This is a genomic window from Methanobrevibacter sp. (assembly GCF_045577275.1).
Classification (GTDB): Archaea; Methanobacteriota; Methanobacteria; order Methanobacteriales; family Methanobacteriaceae; genus Methanobrevibacter.
Map to the genome: position 1 here is coordinate 1 of NZ_JAZNIB010000146.1, position 7,183 is coordinate 7,183.

6 protein-coding genes are annotated in these 7,183 nt (G+C 33.9%); 2 read left to right on the forward strand and 4 right to left on the reverse strand.

The genetic code is table 11. The features are described 5' to 3' along the window. Window positions 1-1,044: nucleotide sugar dehydrogenase (locus tag ACKI67_RS04420; RefSeq protein ID WP_407462186.1), on the forward strand; the 1,044-nt coding region annotated here is incomplete at its 5' end. Window positions 1,045-1,102: 58 nt separating this feature from the next. Beyond that, the gene (locus ACKI67_RS04425; RefSeq protein WP_407462187.1) at window positions 1,103-2,140 is read left to right on the forward strand and encodes a glycosyltransferase; all 1,038 of its coding nucleotides are present in this window, start codon (window positions 1,103-1,105) and stop codon (window positions 2,138-2,140) included. A gap of 124 nt (window positions 2,141-2,264) precedes the next feature. Here the strand turns inward: ACKI67_RS04425 and ACKI67_RS04430 are convergent, their stop codons facing one another. The 4 genes from ACKI67_RS04430 to ACKI67_RS04445 form a co-directional block, all read right to left on the reverse strand. Then, window positions 2,265-3,917 (reverse strand): ATP-dependent DNA ligase, encoded by a 1,653-nt coding sequence (locus tag ACKI67_RS04430; RefSeq protein WP_407462188.1) that lies wholly within the window; start codon window positions 3,915-3,917, stop codon window positions 2,265-2,267. 67 nt (window positions 3,918-3,984) lie between these two features. Beyond that, the gene (gene thiC, locus ACKI67_RS04435) at window positions 3,985-5,259 is read right to left on the reverse strand and encodes a phosphomethylpyrimidine synthase (RefSeq protein WP_407462189.1); all 1,275 of its coding nucleotides are present in this window, start codon (window positions 5,257-5,259) and stop codon (window positions 3,985-3,987) included. 266 nt (window positions 5,260-5,525) lie between these two features. Beyond that, window positions 5,526-6,296 carry an SDR family NAD(P)-dependent oxidoreductase gene (locus ACKI67_RS04440; RefSeq protein WP_407462190.1) on the reverse strand — a complete coding sequence of 257 codons (771 nt, stop codon included), beginning with the start codon at window positions 6,294-6,296 and terminating at the stop codon, window positions 5,526-5,528. A gap of 307 nt (window positions 6,297-6,603) precedes the next feature. Beyond that, window positions 6,604-7,183, reverse strand: a 580-nt coding sequence (locus tag ACKI67_RS04445; protein ID WP_407462192.1) for a cation transporter dimerization domain-containing protein, incomplete at its 5' end; no start/stop codon positions are given.

The window sequence follows — 7,183 nt, forward strand, 5'->3', positions numbered from 1 at the left end:
CCTACTCCAATCACTCCTAAAAAACTTCCTGACTTTAAATTCATTGATTCTGCAAGCGAAGTTGCAGGAAAATGCATTTCAAAGGGAGACATAATCGTTTACGAATCCACCGTCTACCCAGGAGTTACAGAAGAAAGATGCAGACCGATAATCGAAAAAACATCCGGTTTGAAATATGGTGAAGATTTCAAATTAGGATATTCCCCTGAGAGAATCAATCCAGGAGACAAAGTCCACACACTTGAAAATATTGTCAAGATAGTTTCAGGAATGGATGAGGAATCCCTAGAAATCATATCTGCAGTTTATGGTGAAGTCATTGATGCAGGCATCTATCCTGCAAGTTCCATCAAAGTAGCGGAAGCGGCGAAGGTAATAGAAAACAGCCAAAGAGACATAAACATCGCATTTATCAATGAAATCAGTATGATATTCCATAAAATGGGAATAGATACTACTGAGGTCTTAGAAGCAGCCGGAACCAAATGGAATTTCCTAGATTTCAAACCAGGCCTTGTAGGAGGTCATTGTATTGGTGTTGACCCATATTACTTTATCTATAAAGCTGAAGAGTTAGGATATAACTCCCAATTGATTTCAACTGGAAGACTAATCAATGACAATATGGGAGAATATATAGGATACGAAATTATTAAAAAAATGAATCATTGGGATAAAAAAATAAAAGACAGCAATGTCTTAGTCTTTGGAATAACATTTAAGGAAAATTCAAAGGATATCAGAAATACAAAAGTAATAGATATCATCAATACCTTAAAGGAATATGAAGTGAATGTTTTCTTAAATGACCCTAATGCAAATAAGGAAGAAGTTTTAAGGGAATATGACATAGAATTAACTGAAGATTACACCAGCAGAAAATACGACTCCATTGTAATTGCGGTCAACCATGACATCTTTAAAGACTTGAAATTAGAAGATCTGATAAGCATTTCCAATGGAAAAACAATTCTATTCGATATTAAAGGCTCTTTAGACAAAGAAAAAGCCTTGAAATTAGGAATAGACTATTGGAGATTATAAAATTATCCAAGCATAAATAAAAAAAACATAAGTCAAAAACAATCAAGAAAGGAATAACATGGATATAAAAAATAAGATTCTATCACAATCAAATCAATTCAAGCATTACAAGGAAAAGTCTGAAAAACTATCTAAAGAAAATAAGAAATTAAAGGATAAGATAGAAAAGCTTTCATCAAATGAGAAATATGAAAAGGGAATAAGCATTATCATACCTACATATAAAGGTGAAAGTTATATACAGGGCCTATTAGATTCTTTAGCTAATCAAACATTATCCAAAGAGTTATTTGAACTAATATTCGTTATTAATGGAGAATTAGACTCAACTACAGATATTTTAAAGGATTTTATTTTAAAGAATCCTGAAATGAATATTATTTTTACATATACCACAACCCCTGGAGTATCAAATGCTAGAAACATAGGAATAGAAATATCTCAAAGGGAATATATAGGATTTGTAGATGATGACGATTATATTAGCGAGCACTACTTGGAATCCCTTTATAATCATTCAGCAGCTAACAGAGTGGTAATGACCAATTTTATAGATGTTGATGAGGATACCGGGGAAAAATCAGAGTCCTATGTAATTCCATTTTCAGAGAAAAGATCTGGAATCATAGACAACGCTCCAATAACTTTTAGAGGTCTTTCATCAGTAACAGTAGCCAAGATTATCCCTACTTATGCAATAAAGACAACCAAATTCAATACAGAACTTAAAAGTGGGGTAGACATATCATATCATGCAAGATTATATCCTAAATTTGATTTTGAATTCTTTTTTATACCAAAAGAGGAAGATGCAGTTTATTATAGAATCAAAAGAACAGGTTCAATATCAAGACAGGAATTATCCTATGAATTCAATATTTTAGGACGTTTAGGAGTTATAGAAGACATTAATAGAAGTATTAAAGAAAATAAGCCAAACAAAAAATACCTACGTTACTTAAAACGTCAAGCAAATATTCAAGTAAGCAGATTTATGAAAGAATATCTCAAACAACACCCAGAAGACAGAGAAAAAATCATGAAAGACATCGAAAAAAGAGATTTGGTTTATTTCCCATATGATAAATTAGAATAAAAAAGAGTTTTCACTAAAAAGACTATCATCTAAAAACAATAAAAAAAAACAGTTATCAAGCAATAACTATTAAAAAAAAAAAAGAAAAAAAGATTAAAAAATCAAAAGGATAAAAAGATTGTGATTAACCCTTATACATAGATTCTAATCTTTCTATTGTATCAATATCTTCTACTCCCTTATCTGTTCTTATGCTTTTTACAATAGGGAAACGCAAAGAGTATCCTGCAGGATATTCTGGACTCTTTACAATCTCACTGTATTTTATTTCCAAAACAATTTTTGGCCGAACAGTAATGTGAGTTCCTTTCTCGGAGATTGTAAGCTCCTTCATTTGTTTTGTAACATTTGCCAGATCATCATCTGATAATCCGCTTCCAATTTTTGAGATGGTTTTCAATTCACCATATTCATCGCGAAGGGCAATCTCATAAGATCCTATAAACTCTCCTCTTTTACCCATTCCTTTTGTTCCACCAACAATAACTACATCCAAAGTTTCAGGCTCTGCCTTGAATTTAAGCATTTTCTTCCCACGGATACCTGGAATATATGGTTCAGAGCAGTTCTTGATCATGATTCCCTCATGGCCACCTGCTATGGATTTATTGAATAATTCTACAGCATCATCTATGTTTTCAGGACCTACCTTTACACTATCACTAAGGTTCAATTCATCGATTGAATCATCTACAGCACTTTCCAAGATTTCCCTACGCTTAATGATAGGTTCATCCACTACAGGTTCCTTGAAATATATCAAATCATATAGGAATATTTTTATAGGCACATTCTTCATTGTTGCCTGAATGTCATATTTCCTTCTAACCCTTTGCAATACGGTCTGGAATGGAAGAGGCTTGTTGTCCTTAAATCCTACAATTTCCCCTTCTGCAATGAAGTCTTCATCTGGGAAACCTCTTCTTATGAAGTCCACTGCATCTGGGAAAGCATGTGTTACATTTTCCAATTGGCGAGTGAATAAAGTGATTTCATCACCTTTTTTATGAAATTGAGTACGGAAACCGTCGTATTTGGTTTCACAAAGTGCACAACCCATCTCTTCAATGCTTATGCTTATACCTTCAGACAATTGTGCCAACATTGGCTTTACAGGCCTTCCAGGAACCAAATTCAAATTCTTAAGACCCGCTTCCCCTTCTTCCATTGCCACTTTTGCAACAAGTCCCAAATCATTTGTCAACATATGCGCCCTTTCAGCAACCGCCTTATCAACATCAAATGCTTGGGATATTGCATCACGAAGAATTCCTTCACCTACACCAATCCTAAGCTCTTCCAAAATGGTTCTGCAAATATATTTTGCCTCTTTTCCAGAAGCGGAAGATAAAAGTTCAAGAATATTTGAGATTTTACGGGCAGTGGACCTGCTTCCAGTGATTGTTGATAATTTCCTTAATTGACTATAAACAAAACTGACTGTCAAAGGTTGTGAGAAAAATGTCATTTGTGCCTTTTTGGCATATAACTTTTCTGCAGCTGCTCCTATATCCCCTTCATCACGAATGGCATCTTCAACCACATCTACAGAAACTCCCACAGCATCTCCAACAGCTTTCATAACAAGCTTATCTCCTATTCCCTGTTCCTCTTCACTCCAAGAAGGGAAAACGCTACCTAAAGCCATTAAAGTGATTTTTTCCAAATCTTCTTCATCAACTGTTTTGAGAAAATCCGCCAAAATATCTGTTTTTTCCAATCTTTTTGTAGTGGCACCTAATGCTTCATAAACATTAACAAGTTCCCGATATTTCATTTTTCCTACTCCAGAATATCTGTTTAAAAATCTCCTTTGCGATAATTAAAAGAATGAATTAATTAATTTAAAAGTCGCCCTTAGCAATTTTAACTGCACAGTACTCTCCGCACATTGCACACATTTCATCGTCGTCAAGTTCACACTTGTTTCTATAATGTCTTGGCTTGACATTGTCAAAGGCAAGATCAAATTGACCTTCCCAGTCAAAGTTTCTCCTTGCAGTGGCCATTTTAACTTCCTTTTCCCAGGCAGTTTCCAAACCTAAGGCAACATCTGCAGCTTGAGCAGCAATCTTGCTTGCAATGACCCCCTCTTTTACATCTTCCAAGGAAGGAAGTGACAAATGTTCTGCAGGGGTTACATAACAAAGGAAATCCGCACCGCTTGAAGCTGCAATAGCCCCTCCAATAGCTGAAGTGATATGGTCGTAACCTGGAGCCAAATCTGTAACTATTGGCCCTAAAACATAAAATGGAGCACCATGACACAATGTCTTTTGAATTTCCATATTTGACCTTATTTGATTTAATGGAACATGCCCTGGACCTTCAACCATTGTTTGGACTCCAGCATCTTGAGCCCTTTTAACAAGTGTTCCCAAAGTAACCAATTCCTGAATCTGGGAAGTGTCAGTTGCATCAGACAAGCATCCAGGACGAAGCCCATCCCCTAAGGAAAGAGTTATGTCATATTCCAATGCAATCTCAAGAAGATAATCATAATTTTCATACAATGGGTTTTCCCTTTCATTATGCAAAATCCATGAAGCGAGGAAAGTTCCTCCTCTGCTTACAATACCCATCATCCTTTTGGCTACCTGCAGCTTTCCAACCAAATCCTGATTTATGCCACAGTGAAGAGTCATGAAGTCAACACCATCTTTAGCTTGATGAATGATTGAATTAAATATGTCATCCTCATCCATATCGATGATTTCATTGCCTTTATTTAATGTAATGACTCCTGCTTCGTAAATTGGAACAGTTCCTATAGGGACATCTACAGCATCCATGATCTTTTCTCTGAATTCAAGCAATTTAGGACCAGTACTTAAGTCCATAATTGCATCTGCACCGAAATCTGCAGCTAATTTTGCCTTTTTTATTTCCAAATCAATATCTTCGATCTTGCTTGATGAACCTATATTAGCATTGATTTTAGTGGTTAATCCTTTACCAATACCGCATGCCTTTGTCTCTCTTCCAATATTCTTTGGTATTACAATGGTTCCATTAGCTACTCCCTTTAATATTTTATCTGCATCTATCCTTTCAAATTCTGCAACAGCTTCCATTTCAGGAGTAATGTTTCCTTTCTTTGCTTCAGTCATCTGTGTCATTAAAGCACCTTTACTAATTTAAATCCTTTTAATTTTTGAAATATAATGATAAATTATTGTATGAATAATCATTAAGTAATCATTAAATATCTAACATATTAAATTATGTAATTTATTATTTAATTAATTTGTTATAAGTAAGTGAAAGTAAGTGATAGAATAATTAGATAATCAGAACAGTATAGGAAATAAAAATAGTGTAAAGAAGCTTAAAAAATATTGAAAAAAAGAAAAAAAAGAAAAAAATTGAAAAATAAAATTTTCAATTATATACAGGTGTATCCACCGTCAACAGCAATTGATTGACCGGTTACATAACCAGATGAAGGGGATGCTAAGTATACAACAGTAGAGTCTAATTCTCCGTCTACACCAGATCTTCCTATAGGAACAACGGTTTTTGTGTATGCTTTGTATTCTTCAGTTTCTAATAAGTCAATGGTTAATTCTGTTGGGAAGGTACCTGGACAGATTGCGTTTACGGTAATGTTGTATTTTGCCCATTCTGCTGCTAATTGTCTGGTGAGGTTTACTACTCCACCTTTTGCTGCTGCGTATGGGGAAGTTGGAGTTGCCATGGTTCCTACTAAACCAAACATGGATGCAGTGTTGATGATTCTTCCGTATTTTTGTGGAATCATTGCTTTTTTAGCTACTTCTCTAGACATTTTGAAAGTACCGGTAAGGTCTACATCTACAGTTTTGTTCCATTCATCATCAGATAATAATTCTGCTTCTTTTGTTGCACCGTAACCTGCGTTGTTATGGAGAATGTCAATTCTTCCAAAGTGGTCCATGATTTCTGCTACACATTTTTCTACACTTTCAGTATCTGTTACATCACAAACTACACCAATGCAGTCTACACCAAGTTCTTTAATTTCATCTGCTACTTGGTTTAATCTTTCTTGTCTTCTTCCGGTTACTACAACGTTTGCACCATATCTTGCATATGCCTTTGCCATTTGTACTCCAATACCGGAGGATGCACCGCTTACAACAGCAACTTGACCTTGTAAATTAAATAAATCATTCATTTTTTCATCTCCATCGATAACTTTTTAGGGTTACCTTTTTGTAAATAATATTATGTTTTTCCTAACTTATAAGTTTAACACATTTCATTTTTTTCAAATTTAACTAGGTTAAAGTATTTAATTTTATTAAATTATTTGTGAATATGTAGAATATTTTTACCATTTATTAAACATTATTTATTTGATAAACTTAAGTTTAAACAAATGCCTATCAAAATAGTTAATTCTTTAGAAATGTACAATTTATCAATGAACAATTATATATTACAAAACAAATTGAATAAAATATTTAATAATTATAGTGAATTTAATCACTATAATCTGCATCCAAGATTGCATCAAAATGATAATCCGGATATTTATTTCTGATTTCATCCAAAACCTTTGCTTTTACTTCACTACGGTCTGCTTCAAAATCAACGATTAGATCAAAGGTAATTAAATTAATATCCTCATCCAGATAGAATCCATGCATTTGCAATATTTCCGGATATTTGGAAACAATTTTGACAAGATCCTCTTTAATTTCTTTTGCCTCTTCAGTACCTGTATTGGATGCATAAATTCCAACGGTAAGTATGATTCCAAACTCTTCATAAACAGCATATAAAATTCTTCTTGTTAATTTATGAATATCTTTTGCAGTCAGATCATCACTCAATTCAACATGAACGGATCCCATCAATTGGGTTGGGCCGTAATTATGCAAAGTCAAATCATAAACACCTAATACTTCATCAAATTCGCTTATTCTATCCTTAAGCTTATCAGTTATCTCATTGTCTACACGGGTACCGATCATACTGCTTAATGTTTCAGACAACATTTCAATAGCTGCCTTTATAATCACAAATGCAATAATGGTTCCTAAAATACCTTCTAAACTA

Excerpts from the sequence above, each read along its gene's own strand:
- ACKI67_RS04425 (WP_407462187.1), top strand. The coding sequence starts at position 1,103 with ATGGATATAAAAAATAAGATTCTATCACAATCAAATCAATTCAAGCAT.
- ACKI67_RS04430 (WP_407462188.1), bottom strand. The coding sequence starts at position 3,917 with ATGAAATATCGGGAACTTGTTAATGTTTATGAAGCATTAGGTGCCACT.
- thiC (WP_407462189.1), bottom strand. The coding sequence starts at position 5,259 with ATGACACAGATGACTGAAGCAAAGAAAGGAAACATTACTCCTGAAATG.
- ACKI67_RS04440 (WP_407462190.1), bottom strand. The coding sequence starts at position 6,296 with ATGAATGATTTATTTAATTTACAAGGTCAAGTTGCTGTTGTAAGCGGT.